At 30.3% G+C, this 19,581-nt stretch carries 14 protein-coding genes and 1 tRNA gene; all 15 read right to left on the reverse strand.

The annotated features are described in order from the left end of the window. Positions 1-8 precede the first annotated feature (8 nt). The 15 genes from HLG78_RS01795 to HLG78_RS01865 all read right to left on the reverse strand — a co-directional run bounded on the left by HLG78_RS01795 (position 9) and on the right by HLG78_RS01865 (position 19,557). On the reverse strand, positions 9-12,518 hold the full coding sequence (locus HLG78_RS01795; protein WP_231180048.1) for an FG-GAP repeat domain-containing protein: 12,510 nt from the start codon (positions 12,516-12,518) through the stop codon (positions 9-11). A 158-nt stretch (positions 12,519-12,676) separates the two neighbouring features. Continuing rightward, a complete protein-coding gene (locus HLG78_RS01800) occupies positions 12,677-13,840 on the reverse strand; it encodes an SAM-dependent methyltransferase (RefSeq protein ID WP_231180051.1) in 1,164 nt (387 codons plus the stop codon). A 79-nt stretch (positions 13,841-13,919) separates the two neighbouring features. Continuing rightward, positions 13,920-14,576 carry an adenylate kinase family protein gene (locus HLG78_RS01805; protein ID WP_231180084.1) on the reverse strand — a complete coding sequence of 219 codons (657 nt, stop codon included), beginning with the start codon at positions 14,574-14,576 and terminating at the stop codon, positions 13,920-13,922. Between the two features lie 29 nt (positions 14,577-14,605). After that, positions 14,606-15,028, reverse strand: a complete 423-nt coding sequence (gene rpsI / locus HLG78_RS01810; RefSeq protein ID WP_231180086.1) for a 30S ribosomal protein S9 — start codon at positions 15,026-15,028, stop codon at positions 14,606-14,608. Next, positions 15,028-15,483: a 50S ribosomal protein L13 gene (rplM, locus tag HLG78_RS01815; protein WP_231180090.1), complete on the reverse strand. Its 456-nt coding sequence runs from the start codon at positions 15,481-15,483 to the stop codon at positions 15,028-15,030. Before rplM ends, rpsI begins: the two co-directional genes overlap by 1 nt. A gap of 22 nt (positions 15,484-15,505) precedes the next feature. Continuing rightward, complete coding sequence (locus HLG78_RS01820; RefSeq protein WP_231180093.1) at positions 15,506-15,892, reverse strand: bL17 family ribosomal protein; 387 nt, start codon at positions 15,890-15,892, stop codon at positions 15,506-15,508. A 23-nt stretch (positions 15,893-15,915) separates the two neighbouring features. Continuing rightward, on the reverse strand, positions 15,916-16,911 hold the full coding sequence (locus tag HLG78_RS01825) for a DNA-directed RNA polymerase subunit alpha C-terminal domain-containing protein (RefSeq protein ID WP_231180096.1): 996 nt from the start codon (positions 16,909-16,911) through the stop codon (positions 15,916-15,918). 45 nt (positions 16,912-16,956) lie between these two features. Then, positions 16,957-17,580 (reverse strand): 30S ribosomal protein S4, encoded by a 624-nt coding sequence (gene rpsD, locus HLG78_RS01830; protein ID WP_231180099.1) that lies wholly within the window; start codon positions 17,578-17,580, stop codon positions 16,957-16,959. 24 nt (positions 17,581-17,604) lie between these two features. Beyond that, positions 17,605-18,003 (reverse strand): 30S ribosomal protein S11, encoded by a 399-nt coding sequence (gene rpsK, locus HLG78_RS01835; RefSeq protein WP_231180104.1) that lies wholly within the window; start codon positions 18,001-18,003, stop codon positions 17,605-17,607. Between the two features lie 22 nt (positions 18,004-18,025). Beyond that, positions 18,026-18,400: a 30S ribosomal protein S13 gene (gene rpsM / locus HLG78_RS01840; RefSeq protein WP_231180107.1), complete on the reverse strand. Its 375-nt coding sequence runs from the start codon at positions 18,398-18,400 to the stop codon at positions 18,026-18,028. 39 nt (positions 18,401-18,439) lie between these two features. Continuing rightward, on the reverse strand, positions 18,440-18,553 hold the full coding sequence (gene rpmJ, locus HLG78_RS01845; RefSeq protein WP_231180110.1) for a 50S ribosomal protein L36: 114 nt from the start codon (positions 18,551-18,553) through the stop codon (positions 18,440-18,442). Continuing rightward, the gene (gene infA, locus HLG78_RS01850; protein WP_231180114.1) at positions 18,553-18,783 is read right to left on the reverse strand and encodes a translation initiation factor IF-1; all 231 of its coding nucleotides are present in this window, start codon (positions 18,781-18,783) and stop codon (positions 18,553-18,555) included. Before infA ends, rpmJ begins: the two co-directional genes overlap by 1 nt. Beyond that, positions 18,783-19,100 carry a 50S ribosomal protein L21 gene (gene rplU, locus HLG78_RS01855; protein WP_231180117.1) on the reverse strand — a complete coding sequence of 106 codons (318 nt, stop codon included), beginning with the start codon at positions 19,098-19,100 and terminating at the stop codon, positions 18,783-18,785. The genes infA and rplU overlap by 1 nt, the downstream gene beginning before the upstream one ends. Before the next feature lie 25 nt (positions 19,101-19,125). Further along, on the reverse strand, positions 19,126-19,389 hold the full coding sequence (locus tag HLG78_RS01860) for a hypothetical protein (RefSeq protein WP_231180120.1): 264 nt from the start codon (positions 19,387-19,389) through the stop codon (positions 19,126-19,128). 82 nt (positions 19,390-19,471) lie between these two features. Continuing rightward, positions 19,472-19,557, reverse strand: a tRNA-Leu gene (locus tag HLG78_RS01865). Positions 19,558-19,581: the final 24 nt, after the last annotated feature.

Consider the following 19,581-nt stretch of genomic DNA (forward strand, 5'->3'; position numbering starts at 1 on the left):
TTTTATTTTTATTCTCTAAATGGATTTATATTAAAGTGCACATCCAAAACATCATCATCAATCAAATTTTTTATAGTAAACACAACATTTCAGTCATCAAAACTATAAGCTCAATTGTACATTCATGCATATTCTTGGGGAATGTATATATCAGCCATATCATTAATATATAGTATTCACTGACCATTTTTTGTTACAACATCATATCAATCTTTTTCTTGAATTTGATAATTTCAATCAAGAATATTCATTTCTTGCAAACTTCTACTACTATATTTTATATTAAACTTATCTTTTTGTCAATCTGTAATTACAACTTCAGGATATCAATTTGCAAAATCAATATATTTATTGTATTCATCATTGACAATTTCAAGCTCTCATGTGTCTGGATCCATTTGTGCTATTAATGACTCATTCATATCATAAAAAGAAATATTTCTATCTAGTTCAAAACTTCATCAGGTAGCATAATTTCATTCTAAATCAAAACTATCAACATTCTCTCAATCAACTGATCAGGTTAGGGTTTCTCGTTCATTTGCATGTCTTTGCCTTTCAAAAACCACTTTTCATTCATTTTCATGCAATTTTTCTTCAATACTAGCATAAACTTCAGCAAAACTATTATTAATTTGCACATCTTCTATTTGCATATCAAGAGGATTCACCTCAAGATTTACTTCTTCAACTGCTTGATTTCAAGCATGATCAGTAGCAGCAAATGTAAAAGTATTTTCTCATTCTTTTTCAAACATTATATTTTCTATCTTTCTATAAGATCAATATGAAGTATCAGCTCAATCATCTGTAATTATTGAATTTTCTTCTACTCTTCATTCGTCTTTTCGGTGCAGCTCAAGATCATAATAAGTTCATATCATCAATTCTAGATCTTGTCAGGACTGTATTGGTTCCTCCTCTCAGTGCTTGTAAAGCTTTACATCCAACTCAGGGGGAGCATCATCTGCCCAGATTTGCTTACCTGCCACTACTTGGCTTGACCATGGTCAAACTTTCTCCAAGGTCTCATTATCATCTCAAGGCTGAAATCATCTTTCTACTTTAGCTACTTGCATATATTTCCACTCACTTTCTATATCATCTAACTCAACTGAAACTGTATCAACATTTAAGTCAGCTGTTTTTAAATCTTTTATTCATCAATTACTTAAATGATCTGCAAGAAACCTTTCTCACAACTTATCTTCAATTGAAAACAAAGATGTATTTTTATCAAGATTTTCATCCATAACTAGTACATATTCAGTATTATCACTAAAGAAATTATCATAAAATGTGTCTACTCTATTTTGAAGTTTGATAACATAAGCACCTATATGAGCATCCTGAGAAGATTGCCAAGATAGGCTTATACTATCTATATCTTGATCAACCACATCAAAGTTGTTTACTGATATATACTCATCCCATATCTTGAACTCATCTCAATTATCTCAAATATTTTTATACTCAGAGGACAAATCTTCTGGGGAGTTTATGGTATCTTTAACATACAAATCATCAAAATAATCTTCTTGAGAAGAATCATCTTCTGAAGCATATTTCACATATACTCAATTTGAATCCCAATGAATTATATCTTCATATCAATCATCATTCAAGTCTAGCTTTTCATAATTCTCATCCTCATAAACTTCAGTTCAATACTGCCTCCAATTTATTGCATTTATATATCTTCTTTCTCAATCAGATCATTCAGAAGGGATATAAAATCAATCTATATGTTGAGCCAAATCAAATCTTACAGGATTAGTTGATCAATCAGATGTGCCATCTTGATCAGGCTGATTATTTCATTGAGAGTTTTGTGCTATAAGAGGTTGGTTTTCATTTCTTTCTCAAGACTGGAACGTCTCAACTTTTGAATTTTCACTGAAAACAGGTTCTACTTCTTGAATCTTTCTATCCATCCTAGAAAAATAAGATTTTACACTTCAATGCTCAGAAGGTCACATATCAAAATCCTGTGGATTTGATCACTCCAAACGATCATTTATTCAGTCTACAAATCTTTTATTTGCATCTATATAAGACTTTTCTGGATGTGGTTGGTTTTCAAGCTTATCTACAACAAAATCTTCAGCATCAAAAAGACTCGCAGATAAATTAACATCTCATTTAGATCAAACATTTGCTAGTTCATTTGATGTGATTTTTTCCAAAAATTTATCATAATCTGTCTTAATAAGCTCTGCTACATCAAGATTTTCTTCTCTGGTTTCATTTACTATAACTTTGGCAGCCTCAAAAACATCAGATACCTCATCCTGATTTGCTTCTACTGACTTGTCTTTTTCCAAATCTTCAATTATTGACTCCACTTTTTCTTTTCTTTCTTGATTTCAAGGATAAGTATCATTTCTTTTTAGATATCCAAGAGAACTTTTAAGCTGAGATAAAGCATCATTATAATCAAGCCCTCAATCTTGATATAAGTTTTCTATATCCTCTATTTCCATATCAGCATATCAACTTCAATACATTTCAAAATCCTGCCTTATTGGATTTAGATCTTCGTTATCAACTCATTCATCTTCACTGATTGACATTAATTCAACTGAATCTCACCAGCCATCAGAATCAGATCAAGAATCTTCTAAATGATTGTACGAGTTCAAATCTACATCAATCTCAGCTCATCCTTCAACATTATCTAGCATATCTTGCATCTGATCATATCACTCACTAACTCTAGCTCAAAAATCATCCAATTCTTCTTGAGGTTTTCTTGCTTGTTCATTTACCATCTCAGCAACACCATCAAGAAAATTATAAAAATCATCAAAATTATATTGCAGCCTAGTATATGCATCTATATGCAAGTCTTGCTGTTCTAGAGGGGGTTGTGGTATAGTGGTTCTAAAGGAGTCAAAAGGCTCTACAGGCCAAGTTCTTTGAGTAAGTTGCTCTATTCTTGTTTTAACATTCCACTCAGCAACCATTCATAATCCATCTTTTATAATACAATACAACATTCAGATAAACTCACCCATATCCAATACAGCCTCTATTTGAGGAAGCATAGGAGGTATTCTTGGAGCAGGAGGAAGTATTGGTGGCAAATCAAATTTTAGTGTTGGTATAAAAGAAGGTATTTCTGGAAGTTGTGGAGGAGACGGCAACACTGGTATTTCAGGTATGTTTATTTTGGCATCAACTGCTGGAGGACCTGGTATATCAGGAACATTTATAGTTGGTATCTGCAAAGGATCAAACCTAAAGTTTGGTAATGTTATATCAATACCAACATCAAAATGTGAGAAATCAATATATATATCAGGAATATTGAACGGAGGAATAGGAAGTATAGGCAAGTCTATGCACATCATTCACAAAACGCAACTATATGCATCATAGCCATCCTGCCTACATTTTCAGCACTCAGACTGCCAATTAACAGAAAAGTCTATAATTGCTTGCCAGGATTCTATTACAGATATCATCAAAATAATTGCATCTACCAATGCTTCAAACCTATCTGCATTTGTGTTCAACCATCATATTGTGGCATTTGATATTTCTTCTATTATACATATTATCTCATACAAGAATCTATCTACAACATGTATCCATTCATATAGTTCAAATGGGAACTGTTTGTATTCTTGCAGCACCCTCAAATTTTCTTCTACAGAATTTTGTAGATCTTTCACATCTACTCAAACCTCTAATCACTCTCATTCTTCAACCAATCTTTCCCAGTCTTCTATAGTATCTTCATTTCTTTCTCACCAAGTTTCTAGATGCTGTACTTGTCTTTGTAAGTCTTCTTGAGAAATATAAGGAACTTGAATGTTTATATCTCTCCGATTTATATTTATAAGATTTATTTGATCAAGGTATCTACCAAACTGATCAAAAGGATTGGAAAATGCTTCTCATAATTGTTCATAAGCCTTTTCTTCTACTTTTCAAACACTTGATAAAGCATCTCATATTCATGCCACATCTTCTACCCTATCTACTGCTTCATCAATTCATCATCATAATCATTCAAGATCTGGAAACTTCAAATATATAGTCATATTAGTAAGATTACTTAGGATATACCTTATTTGGTTATCCATCCATTGATTTATTATACAGTCAGTAATACCACTAGAGTCTGGTCATTCAATGGTAAGTCAAAGATCTTCTCATCATCTCAAAAGTTCTTCATTTGTTCATATTCTTTCTGCAGATATATTAATTGGTCAATCATCTATATTGAAAGGTCTTTGTTGAGCAGGTTGTCAATCACCTCATCACAAAGAAACATCAAAAGGAGAAGTTCTTTGAGCAGTTGAAGCTCAAGACTCCTCACAGGTTCACAACTTACCAAGATCTCTCATCCAATCAGGGATTCATTCTTCTTCATCTGCTTCTGTATCATCTCAAACACCTGGTAATCATTGATCATCTCAGCTTCAACCATCCATTGCAGTTGCAGTAACTATACAATTTCAACTAACAGAACCAAAAGGCTCTGGCACATTCACTCAGGCTTGATAACTTCAAAAACAGATAGCTGTACCAATTCACTGAGTAAGAGTAGGTGAAACATAAATTCTTATCTGAGAAGGATGAGCTCATCCTCAAGGTCGTAAAAATCAATCTCAAGGTCATGTAAGTCACCAAGGAACAGGGACAGCCGCTGGTCAAGCCCACATGGTTCATGGGAAATGAAATACTGGCAATCAAGGATCCCATCATATAGGACACCCGAAAGCATTGAAAGTTCATGGAGATAAGAATGCCATATTAAAAGGAACAGGCACTAAGCCATCCATATCATCTGGAGAAAATCACTTACACATATTATCCATAAACTCTCAAAGTTCAGCAGATGATACTCACAAACTATCTCACATAACGTCTAAATTAACCGATCATCCATCTGTCAATAAATCTCAAACATCATCTGGTATATCTCAACTTGCACCAAACATATTAGAAGTAGTAAATCACTCTGATGGAATCAGGCTATCAAAATCATCTTGGATATTTTCTAATGAAGACATAACACCATCCTTCACTCACTGAAAATCCTCTTCCGCTTCATCAAAATATTCTTCTTCTCTTGCTCTAAGGTCAACAAATTCTTCATTATAATTCACATATCTTGTATTATTTTCTTCATAAGTATCTTCAGCAGCAAATTTTGAATATCCTCATATACAAGCATCTTGAGGAAATAAAGATATGTCTTTGAACTCCTCATCTCATATACTAGTTTTGGGATCAGCAAGATATCAAACCTCAATATCCATAAGTTCTGCTCAAGTATATCTAACTCTATAAGAAAAACTTATTGTGTCTCATGCATTTGCTTGAATGTTGTCTATCATAAATTGATATTGATCTACTCAATCCCATTTTATAATTGAATCGGATGGTAGATTTCATTGATCAAATCAAAGTATACTACCATCATCATTTCTTATAATCTCCCATCATCATCAAAGATCTTCTAAATATGCAGAGTTAGTTGACTCATCAAATTCCAAGTGAACATCTACTTGCACAAAGTCTCATATAGAAAGATTTTCATCTCAATCTAAATTTGTAAACTGCTTGTATCAAGAAACCTTGTCTTCTCAAGTAAAATATGACATTTTTGAGTAATCTATAGTATCTTCGTCATAGTCTTCCTCATAAACTGGTACAAAATCCTTATCTAAAGTTTCATATTTTTGAGAATTGAAAGATCATTCTCATATATTTTGCATCATAGCATCCATATCCATAGTATTTTCTGATCAATCTCATCAATCTACTCAACCAGATCATCATCCTCAACCTGATCATCATGATCAAGGTCAACTTGGACTTCATCACTTTGGAATAGTTGTGTTTCAGACACTAATACTAAATCATTCACTTCTAGAAGAAGCAGCATCTGCCACATCTGAGTCAGAAGCTCACATATGTCAATCATAAGGATCATCCATATCAACCCCATCAAATCATCAATCATCAACCAAATCATCTGGTGCTTCAAGACCTTCCCAATGAATAAGACTGTCGTCTCTTATATATTCATCTGATAGAGTTAGAGAATAATCCTTTACAAGATTTACTTCATTTCTATCTACTGCATCATCACCACATCCATAAACATCTTGAGAAATAAAATTATGTTCTAAATTATCTGGAGCTGCTCAAGGATTTGAAGATCATCAATAAAATATTTTAACATTTGCATCTTTGTCATTTGTTACAATATCAGTTATTCAATTATTGTTCATATCTTTAAGAAAGATTTGATGGACTCAATCAAGATTTTTAGGTCATCAGTAAACATCAAGACAAACTGGTCTTCCATTCAAAGAAAATCTTCAATTATTATTTTGATAAACCCTTAAATAATTTTCTTGAGTTAACACAATAATATCTTCAAATCAATTTCATACAACATCTGCAGTATAAATATCTTTTATTCAATCAGAAACAACCATTAAATTTCACAAATCTTTAAATGGATTGTCTCATCAATAATTTTTTAATATCCTTATAGAACCATCCTCATAAACCACTAAAAGATCCTTTAGTCAATTATTATTGAAATCTATATCCTTCACCTCCATTATACTCTCATTCTCATCAGAATATATTTTCTTTCACAATCCTCAATCGTAATCTAATCAATTTATGTTATCATTTTCATCAGTTTTTCAAAGTAACGGATCTCAAATATTCATCAAATAAGATGAAGAATATAATTGAGTTGATTCTCACACAAAAGCCCCTCAACCAAACAAGGTAATATTTTTGAAATTTTCTCTAAATCATACTTGAGAATCAGCATCATTTGAATCATGAATCGATGTTTTTGGTTTGGATACATCATCCTCAAGACTGGTTCATACTTCATATATATTAATAGCTGATTGTCAATTTGTGCTTCACTCAAAAAATCACTGTTCTTCTCAAACAGGTCAATCCAAAGACAAGTATTCAACAAGATTGTCATATCATGCATCAAGCTTGATTTGCATTTGTCCAACTTTATTTCACTCATATTTTATTTCCCAGATATTTCTTTGATTTTCCTTAGATTCTGACAAAAGAAGTTCTACTCACTCTTCTTTTTGAAAATCTTCAAAGTTTATGATTTCTTGATTATTAGCTACTATAGAGTCTCAATCAGTCATCAACTCCATCACATCATCACTTTCAGCCAACTCCACTTGTATCTGTCAATCTTCAATACCATTGGAAATACTATCAACAAAATACATATCAAAAACAAAGCTATCTCACAATTCCAAAGAAAATTGCTCATCATCACTTATAGTCAAATCTCAATCTATAAAACTCATATTCAAATCATTTCAAACTATATTTTTAATGTTTATATCATCAGAAATTAGGTATTTGGACTTTCTTATCTTGTCTGGATTAGTCAGCATACTAGTAGTAGCAAGATTTTTGGAAGAATTTTCCATCAGATCATATGCAAGTCAATCATTTTCTGAAAAATACCCCCACTTATTTGCCCAGTCATCACCAAAAAGATTCATATACATAACATTCAAGTCTCTTCATTCGTCTACAAAGTTTTTAATCAAACTATTCTCTACTGTAATAATCTCATAATCAGGTCAATGTTCATCCAATCACAATCAGTCAATTGTTCAGTAAATGTATGAATTTCAACCTGGCATATGTGTATGTATCTGAAAATCAGCCACTCATTCATTTGATTCTAACAGCTTATTTGAATCATCTCAATCAAAACTAACATTTCAAAAACTTTCCATATTAATATCTACATTTTGATTATAAGTTTGGTTTCACCAAATATCCTGAACATAAACTCTTCATGAAATAGTCTCTTCAGACATAATAGTATTTGTATCAAGCACTATATCCAAATTGTTTGCTTCAGCTGGCAAAAATTCAACATCTACAACCATATCTTCAAGTCATGGAACATCAATATGCAACTGATCTTCTCAAGCATCAAATGTTGGAAGCACATAAAATTCAAGCTCTCAGTCTTCTATCACAAACTCATTATTTTCTTCAAAATCAGTTTTTTCAACCGTAGTTGTTTGTCAATCTATAGTTGCTGAAACTAGTTCTTTTGTTTTCCTTCCTGGTATAAATTTTGATTCTTCAGAATTTATAGTTACTGGAGAATTTAAAGGTTCTCATGTGTTTGACTGAGTCAAACTTATTGAATATTTCATCAATGAATCCTCCCTAAGCTGCTTTATTCAATATTGATCATTTTCATACATTTGAAAATCTTCTGGAAGTTGATATTCTTCATTATTTACTTCATTATTATCTTCATCATAAACCTGAAGATCAGCATCCACCAACTCTATCTGTCTTTGTATTTGAGGAAGATCATACTCTTCATAAAGTTCATCAGGTTGTACACTTATATTAGTAGTTAAGCTCTCTTCTCAAATATCTGGTGCATCACCTATATCATGAGAATTATAGAGAAAATTAGCATCATCAAAATTATTAAAAGATATAGACTCACTTTCTGTTCATCTATACTCTATATTTCAAAGATCTGGTGAGACAAAATATTCTTGAAATACACTTCAAATACTGTTTCAATAATTATCATACAGATTGAGTTTAAATGGAAGCTTTCATCATTTTATCACTTTAATATCTCACTCCTGCTGAATTCTTTGTGTAGTAGAATCAACATCATCAAAAGGAGTTAGCATTTCCAAACTAGAAGGAGATGCATGAATAATATTCAATATTAAGTTTTCATTATAGCAAACATCTTCATTACATAATTGAACCTGTAGCAAAATATCTCAGGCTGTTGTTCATGGATAATTAAATTCTATTTCTTTATCTATATTATATGGATTAAAATCTTGTGATTGATAATTTTCCTCACATACATTAACTCAATCAATATATAAAGCAGAATTTATACACCCATCTCATATAGCAGCAACTTCTGCTGTTACAGAGTTAAAATTTTCATCAGAAGATATACTAATATGAGTATCCCTTTCATCATCAGGTGCTATACTATCATCAAGCATTATTGTATTTTCTGGCTGTACAGAAATTTCCACATTAGATTCTATATTTTGAAATAACTCATTTTGAGATTGCCTATAATCTGACTGAACTTCTTGATTGATTTCATCATCTTTTACATAATAATTTCTCCAAGAATTCATATAATCATTCCAATCACCTGAATAGTCATGAATATTTTCTCTAAAATACCTAGACATCAACTCTTCAGAAGAAAGATCATCCTCATCATAATCTTCTTCCATATCTTGACTTTCTTCGGGTCAAAGTCAATCAATTGAATCAACATCAATTTCATCATCAAAATCTTGCTCTGAAGTACCACCTCACTGAGCTCACCCAATAACAGGTCACATTGAACATGAGTAATCTAAACTAACTCACCAAGCATCAGAAGACGAAACCTCTTCTTCCCACCAACACTGTATAGCATCTGGCCATTCCCATATATCTACAACAGATCAACAAACAGGACTTTCAGGTAAACTTGGTGATCAAGGCAAACCACCTGATGTTTCCAATCATGAATCTTGACGATTTTGTTCATTTTTTTGTTGCGCATCTCTAATATTATCAATAGCAGAAGGCTCTTCTTCTAAATCAAATGTATCAACTCAATCTGTATTCATAAATCAAACTTCATATCCATAAGGATTATACAAAGGATATGATGGATCTTGAGCTGAATTAATATCCTTTCCAGCATCAAGATAACTAGAAAACACATCTCATACTTTATGATTTATATCAAATTGCTCACTGATTTTTTTTATGTCATCTATTACATTTTCAGAATAATTTCTGTCTTTTAATGGCAAATTGATATAATATAAGTAATCAACAACCGACTCCATAACATCCTCTCAAATCAAATTCAACAAGAAGTCATCTTCTATTAGATCATAATCACGATTTGGTGTGGCCAACTCATCAGCACCCTCTAGAAAATCATAAGCATCACTGTTTTGAGAATAAAAATCAGAATTATTTTGTAATTGATCTTCAAGTTTTTGATTGTAGCTTTCAACTTTTTGTAAAAGATATTCCTCTATAGAGGATTGTATTTCATTTCTTGATTTTAATGTTTTATTTCAGTTTCAATCCTCCTTGAAAACCTCCACTTCAAATATGTTTGGATAGTCTAATTGTACTTTATCTCAACCAAGTCACTTAAATGATATACTTCTTTGAGTAGTAATAGGTCTATCTTGAGTTCACATATTCATATTCTCTATTTGATCTTTTTGAGGATATGTATTTTTAACTCTAGTATCTATAGTATTATATCTGTACTCATATATAGAATACTCTCTATTATCACACCTTTGAGTTGCATTTGCATAACCACAACTTGAAGTAGACAAACATTCATATCAGCCATCGTAGTATTTCTCAGCCTGATCATTTACACTCAAGAATCTTCTTTCTCACTCTATCTCTTCTATTTGATTGTATACATCAAAAAAATCCATATAATCTATTTTTTCTTTTTGGGAATACTGATAAACATCTTGATCTATTTGATGAGAAATTCAAACATTTTCTGGATTATTAAGATTAGATGAATCAATCTGATTTTCATTTACCCTTATTAAAGAAGAGTAAGTTTCATATCATTCATAACTATTAGCATAATCTTTTTCCTGATCTACTTTTACAGATCAAGCTATATCAAAAACTCCTCATCATAACTCCCTGTTCCACCAAGGATTCCAAGCTTGCTGATAATCTATAGAATTTTGTTGACCATCATCATCAACATTTATAGGTGAATATCAACCAAAATACCAGTTTGACCAATCCTGCATTCAGTCAGCATCTGTATAAGGATTATCTACATAATTTTCAAAAGTATTAGCATCAGGTTCAGCTAACTCAAAATTATCTTTCCTTGTTGACTCAACCTGAGTAGAAAAAAGTCACCTAGACGCTCAAATTGAATTCAAAGATGTGTTTTTCAAAATTTCTGGATCTTCTACAATATCATTTATATCTTGATTTTTATAATCTCACATATATACATTTATTTCCTCTGCAGTAGATATTTCAGAAGCAGGTAAACCAAAATAAAAATTTTCATAAGTATATCAATAAGTTGAAGATATTGACCAACTTGACCGACTACATGATCATCAAGCTCAGTCAGGAGCATAATTTCGACTAGCTGATCTTTGATCTTCTCAGTGCGCATAATCATATCTTTCTATTATAGGAATATTCATATAATAATTTTGATCATCAATTTTTTGATTTATAGCATCTTCAATGAGCGTATTAAAACTTAAAAGATTACTCTCTGCCATATCATCCCTTATAGAAATTTTTTCTATTGTATTATCAACATCATCTGTCATTATCTGAGTTTGATCTTCTGCATAATCCCATCTTCCTGCAGCATTAACATTATCACTCATATCTGAAAAATATGTAGGTCAAAAAAGCTGTGGAAATTTTCTAAAAAAATTTTCTAAAGAGTTTTGAATAGTTAGAGTAGGCATACTTGATGAATCGCTACTATCTGAAACTGCATCTTTTGCATCTTCTCACATAAAATTATCTTGAAATCACTCAATCTGATCAAAATAAGATTGAGAAACAGATGCAAACTCATCAAAATCTCATGTGGCTCAATCTAGCATACTCATGGCATCCTCTCTAGCTCAATCCAATCCCTCTCACGAATCATCTATTTTATCTTCTAGATCTCATTTTTGTTGTTGTTCAAAAATTGAAAACAAAGCAGGAGTATATCTATTGTATATTATATCCTCCAAAAAAATAAAGTTGTTTATATAATTAACAAGAGATTGTTCGTTAAACACTTCTTTCATATGAATAAAATCTTCATACCACATTTTTCTATCCACAAAATCATCAGGATTACTTGCATATTCTGAAAGTTTATTAAAAAACTCTGAGTACGAATCATTTTCATCAAAGTTAATCATACCATGCCATATATCTGATTCATAATTAGAAGTTCAAGTATACTCAAAAAATCATGACACATCATCGTATATAAATTTTTTATTTTCAAAATTTGTATATGGATAAATCGAAGGGTAAACAAATCATTCTTTATTGACTACAGGCAATGGTACATCTCATATTAAAACAGTTCATAAAAGTTCAGATGGAGTATCTTTCTCTCACTCAAAATACAAATTTTCAAGCATATTCATAACATCCTTTGCATGAAAATTATCTACATTTATAGGTAACACTAAGGCTTTACTATTTCATATTCTTTGCTGAACATACTCTTGAGCATACCAACTTATTTCATTTTCATTATGTTCATATACATCTGAGTCCACAACTATGGCCACAATATTGGATGAATCCTTTGGATCATAAGCTTGAGTTTCATCAAAAGGCATATAATAAAAAATATTAAGAAGAAAACTTATACAATAGAAAAAAAGAAATAAAGATATGGCAATTCTTTTCTTTAGAGTTTTATCTAAATTTTCTACTATGTTAAACATTTATTAGTTTTTGTTTTTTGTTAAATTATATATTATATTATAACATATTAATAAAATAAAGTCAAACATATTATGATTTTTTTTTACAAAACAATTGTCATTAATTAAAAAATATGCAAAAATTTTCCTCAATAGACATAGTAGACAGCATAGACATACTATACTGTTCTTTTTGAATTATTAAATCTATCAACTAAATTATTAGCATACCCCTCAGATGAAGGATATCACTCAGGAGAAATTCATCTTCAATACCAATCTTTAGCTATCTCTTCAACAAGCTTATCTCAATTATGACCATTATTTTTATGTATTTTATAATAGTTCATTATCCTTATAAAAGCCAGTTTATCCTGATTGGTTTCTGTATATTCCAATTGAGAATCTCAAAAATATTCTTGTCCCCATACAAGCCAGTTATTAGGCATTATTTGATACCTTCAAATTGCAGCATCTCAATGATGCTCACTATTATGCTCTATCTCAGGTCCAGTAGCATCATAATTTGATGAACTTTCTTGCTCTCAAATCACATACATAATTCTTAAAATTTTTTGGAAATCTTCATTATCAAGAGAATCATCCTTATACTCACTAAACAATTGCTTAAAATCCTCAAAAGACAAAGCAAAATCAAATGAGTCAAAATTTTCTATTTCTAATTCTGAATATTCTCTAACTGTTTCTTGTGTTCAAGAGTCTGTTCATCAAATTCATTCTCATCATGAAGCAGACTTAAACAACAATCCTCAGATAAATGTTGACTTAAGTCATCCAAATACATTTCTAACATCAAAACTACCCATTCATAGTTTTCAAAAAGTATTTTGAAGAAAATTATTTACACCTTCTCATAAAGAAGTTAAATTTTTTGAATCTTCTCAAGATTTGGAACCTTGATCAGGAAGTGATTCGGAAGAGGAGCTTATTTGGTCTGATAATTCGGATAATTCTTCTCAAAGATTTGAAATTAGTTGAGTTTGATCAATTTCGCTACCAACATTATCAAGACTTTCACGAAAATCTTCTAAAACACCTCAAATTTCTTCTCAAATCTGATTTTGTAGTTCAGAAACAGAATTTATCAAATTTGCCAACTCTTCAATTGGTATATCATTTTCTGGGTCTTCAATAATTTCTAAATAATCATCAAATCAGTTTTCTTTTAGAGTTCTCAATCACCTAATAATTTCATCAGCCTTTTCTTGAGTATCAATTCACTCATAATTTTCAAGAAATCAAAAATCTCAAAAATCAATATCTTCAGAAACTCATATATCTTCTTCTCTATATTCTGGTAAACCTCATTCTCTTTCAACCATTGTATTTTTATTTTTATTTTTTAAAAAAGTCTTATATTTAATTATAACAAGTTTATTTTTTTTGTCAAAAAAACTCCCTTTACTGGGAGCTTTTATCTAAACATGCAATTATACTTTCAAAAACACTTTCTGGAGACTGGTCTGCATCTATTTTTATTAGTTTTCCTAATGATTCCATATAATCAATAACTGGTTGGGTTTCTTGATAATAAAGCTTTAGTCTTGTTTCTATAGCTTCAGGATAGTCGTCTTCTCTTTGAACAATATTAGTTGAGCCACAATTTTTACAACTATCTATATGATCTACTAGCTTAGAATGAACTTCACCGCATTCATTACAAATTCTTCTTGATGACAATCTTTCTATTGCTTTTTCTTTGGATAGTTCAAGATAAATCACATCATAATCTCTCTTGGCTTGACTCATTGAATCTAGAAAATGATTCATCTGTAAATTTTTTCTAGGATATCCATCAACTAATGCTATTTTATTTTCTTCTGATATTACTGATAAAAATGCTCTATACATAGAAGATATAAAATCATCAGACACAAGTTCTCAGTTATCTATCTTATTTTTTACATATTCTCACAAACAATTTGGCTTTGACTTTAAAGCTCTCAATATATTTCCAGCTTCAAAATAAGAAATTTTGTCTCCAAAGTGATTTAATATTTTTTTTGCTTGCGTTCACTTACCTGATCATTGTACTCAGAAAAGTACTATATCCTTCATTTATAAATATCAAATTATTTTTAAAGATACTATCTTTTTGTCCGCTGAGGAGATTTCCTTGCTTTTTTGAATCAGTATTTTTTCCTTTCTTTCTCTCTACTATCTCTTTTCAAAAGTCCGTATGGCTTAAGTTGAGTTCTATATTCTGAATTATATGAAACAAGTGCTCTTGATAATGCAAGCTTTATTGCTTCTGCTTGTCATCTTATTCCTCATCAAGACAATTTTATTTCTACATCAAATCTGTCTTTTGCACTATCTCACAAAATATGAAATCAATACAATGCATTTTCTAAAAGATGAGAATTCCCTCAAAAGAACTCCTTTATTGAAACTTTTTTATCTCACCTTACTATATTTATATTTCACTTTCAGCCAGAATATAATTTTACCATAGCTGTTGATTGTTTTCTTCTTCATAGACCATACTCATATTTTTTCTTTGTTGCCATTAGTTAATTTTTTCAGGATTTAAATAATTATACTTATTTGACTCTCAAGCAAAAATTTTTAACCTTTTCATTCTTCTATCTCTTAGTTTATTTTTGGGTATCATACCTCTTACTGCATACCAAATTGCTCTTTCTGGATGTTTTTCTAAAAGTTCTTGTAAGTTCATTGTCTTCAAATTTCATTTATAACCTGAATATCTATAATATTTTTTTTGACTTAATTTGTCTCAAGTTACATGTATTTTTGAAGCATTCTTAACAACTACAAAATCTCCGCTATCCCAAAAATCATTGTGATGTGCTTTTTCTTTTCATGTTAGCTTTTTACTAATTCTCACTGCCAATCTTCACAATGTTTGTCAAGATGCATCCACCTCATACCATTTTCTATTTTTTTCTAAGAATTCAGGTTTTACATTTAGAGTTGTATTCAGATTATTTTTTGTAAACTCCATTATCTTTTCTTAATTTTTAAATTTAAACCAATTTTACCAAAACTTCCTCAACACCATCTCCCTTTCTAAATCACAACTTATAAGTAGTTGTAAATCATGTTTTTCTTCACTCTTCTTTATATTTTGGCAACAAGTTATCTACCACTTTTTTTCATTCGTCTCTTGTCATTATATATGATTTAACTTTTGATATTGCCAATCTTCTTACTTCTTTTTCTTCGTATTTGTCGAACAACCCCATCAAAGAAGATAGAAACTTGTCTGTTGTACTAATTAAAACTTTTGCTCTTTTAGGAGTTGTTTTAATTTGCCCATTTTTTATCAAAGAAGTTAGCATATTTCTAAATACTATTTCTTTTTTTTGAATTCAGGTATCTACTTGCTTAAGTTTATTATACTTATGTCTCATTTTTAAATTTTAAGATAAATAAATTATCATATCAAGGACTTTCAAATCTGTTCTAATGATTCTGATATCTCATCTACAGCTTTTCTACCAACTCATTTCATACTTAAAAGCTCTGATTTTTTCTTTTTTTCTAGATCTTCTACATACAAAATTTTATTTTTTATTAGTGCATTTCTTGTCCTTTCACTAAGAGGAATAGCATCTATAGGCATGGTTTTAACGTTTTGTTCTGATGAAGATTCCTCTAAACTTTCAGACATGTCATAATAATCAGACATTAAGGACTTGTCTATATAACTTTCATCAAACACCAATAGATTTGCATATGATGAAATCACTTCTCATACAAATGTTAAAATTTCTTTTGGAGACACTTTTGAGGATACTGTTTGTAATTCTAGTATTAATCTATCTTTACTAAATCATGAAAAGTCATCTATATGTTCTTCTATATCATAAGTTACATAATTAACCACCCTAAAATCATTGTCTACCAATATTGTTCATATATCATTTTCTTCCTGATTTTCATCTCTTTTCCTTAGATAGTCTATACTATAATACCCGTATCATTTCTCAACTCTTAGATCTACAATTAGTTCTACAGAAGGATCAGTTATCTCAAATAGATAATAGTTTTCATTAAGAACTTCTACTCAAGAAGGAAGTTTTAACGAATCAGAATAATATTTTCATACTCAAGTAAACCTTTGAGAATGCCATTGTACTCTTTCTGCATTTTCATCTATCTTAAAACGAAGCTTTTTTACATTTAGCAACATGTCCATAACTGACTCTTTTACTCAATCAACCACTTCATACTCATGAGGTACTCACTTTATTTTTATTCATGTAACTGCACCTCAATAATTGTATCACAATATTGCTCTTCTTATTGCATTCCCAAAAGAATGTCAAAAACCTCTTGGTAGATAATCAACCTCAAATCTTGAAGTATATTCATCAACCTTTGTTTCGTATATTTTAGGTTTTCAAATTAAATTTTGCACATCTAACATAACATATTTATTTTAATGGTTAAATCCAAGAAAGTTTGACCATCACTATGCTCTAGCATAAAATTCGATAGCCTTAAGTATATCTGCTGGTAAACTAATTTCATCTACTCTTGGCATATCCAAAAGCTCAATTTCTAACTTTTCTTTATCAACATTCAGCCAAGAAGGCAACTTAAATCACCCTTCATTTAATGGGATGTCTGAATATAAAGAAGATGTTTTAAGTTTTTCTTTTAGAGAAATTTTGTCTCAAACTTTTACCAAATATGAAGGAACTTTATGTTTGTTTCAATTCAGAAGAAAGTGACCATGCGCTGCTATTTGTCTAGCCTGCATTATTGTCTTTGCAAACCCTGCTCTTAATAGAACACTATCTAGTCTTCTTTCTAAAAATTGAACTGCAGCTTCATCGTGAGCCACTCATTTATTTTTAGAATATCTTCAAGCCTTATCCATTATAGTTTGCTTAAATTGCTTTTCTTTTAGTAGATATGTTCTTTTAAGAGTCTGCTTATTTCTTAGCAATTTTCAATATTCTGACAATCTTGGCATACTTGCTCAGTGCTGACCTGGCAATTTCTTTCTTTTTCTCACATCATATTTTGGTATTCAAAAAAGATTTACTCATTCTCTTCTACAAAGCTTAAACTTAGGTCAATTATATTTCATAAAAATGAAGTATTACAATATAAATTAGTTTCTTTTTGGTCTTACTCACTTACAACCACCAAATTGTATTGGAGTCTTCTCTTGTATATAATTAATAGAAACTCCTCACAAATCGTTTATTGCTTTAAAAACACCATCTCTTCACATTCATAAACCTTCCACTATAACTCATACTTCTTTTAGTCAAAAATTATCTCTTGCTTGTTTTATCATAGAACTTGCTAAAACTTCAGCAGCGTATGGAGTACTTTCTTTTGTTCATTTAAAACCAACCAATCAAGTTCATCATCAGCTTACTTTATTTCACTTCTCATCAGTAAGAGTAATTATAGTATTGTTGAATGTAGTATTTATATAAAGCTTCCCTGCAGGAAGTTTTATATTTTTCTTTTTCTTAGTTGTTTTAGCTACTTTTTTAGCCATAATTATTTCTTATAGAACTAAATTATTTTTTCAATATTGGTCTTACCCTTCATCTTCACATTAATTTTTTTGCAGTTTTTGCGTGCTTTATTGTTTTCTGACCTCTTACTGGCAATCCAACACTATGCCTTATTCATCTATATGATTTGATTTCTTTTAATCTCTTGATCGCACCTGTTTCTTCTCTTCTTAGGTCATTTTCTAAAACAAAGTTTTTTAATTCATCTGTGATTTGCTTCTGCTGCTCATCTGTTATATCTTTAACCTTTGTTTCCAAGTCTATTCACAACTTATTAAGAACCTCTTTTGATCTTGAAAATCAGATTCAATATACATGAGTCAATCACACCCATATTATTTTATTATCTGGAATTATATGTCACTGAAGTCTAAACATGCTTAATTTTAACATCTAAATATATAAAACACAAAGACACTAACCCTGCCTTTGTTTATGTTTTGGATTACTACATATTATATAATATATTCCATTTCTTTTAATCCTTTGGCAAGATTTACACATTGGTTTTACTGAAGCTCTTACTTTCATTATTTACTTATGTTAGATCTATAAATAATACGTCATTTTTGAGGGTCGTATTCATTAAGCTCTACTTGTACCCTATCTCATTCGATAATTTTGATATTGTTTTTTTTAATTTTTCATGATGCATATGCTTTTACTACCATGTCCATATCATCAATTTTTATTTGATAATCTCACCCTCACAATATCTTTTCCACAACTCATTCTACTACTATAGCATCTTGATTTGACATTATGCTTTTATATCTTCAATTTGTAAAAGAGTTTTTTGAGGTCTAAAACCATATTTTCTATGATATCTGTTTTTATTGTGAAATTTTACTACATTGATTTTTTTATCTTTATAAGTTTTCACAACTTTAGCAGATATTTTTGCAGAATCCACATATGGTTTTCCCAATTTTACATCCTTTCATTCATCATCAAAACATGCCAAAACATTTTCAAATTCTACTCATTCTCCTTCTTCGTTTTTCAGCTTATCTACTTCTATTTGATCTCATTTTTTCACAATATACTGATGAGAATTTATATCAACTACTGCATACATTTTAGATTTTTTATCCAATTAAATATTATATTCTTTTACCAAACTGTGCCAAAAGATTATATTTAGACTTATTCTTTCTATATGCATTCGAAACAATAGCCTTTATTCTTTTGTATCTTCTTGCACTTGGGAACCTATATTCAACAAACTTTCTATACCATTTTGTTCAATAATATTGTTGCTTTTTAGCCCTATCTAATATATGAGAAGATCGCAACTCTTTTTTATAAAAAGCAACTAGTCTTTCATTAGTATTTAATTCATCTGTTTTATATACTGTAAATCACATTATAAACCTTTTAATTTTTAAATATTTCAGACAAAAGACGAAGAATCAAAAACAACTTCAATCCTTCATCTTTTATCTAAACTGCCGGGAACCGGACTCGAACCGGTACTCCAATAAATTGGATGTGGATTTTAAGTCCACTGCGTCTACCAATTCCGCCATCCCGGCAAACATCCCCGGCAGGAAGATATA

The sequence above is a fragment of the Candidatus Absconditicoccus praedator genome (genome assembly GCF_021057185.1).
Classification (GTDB): Bacteria; Patescibacteriota; Gracilibacteria; order Absconditabacterales; family Absconditicoccaceae; genus Absconditicoccus; species Absconditicoccus praedator.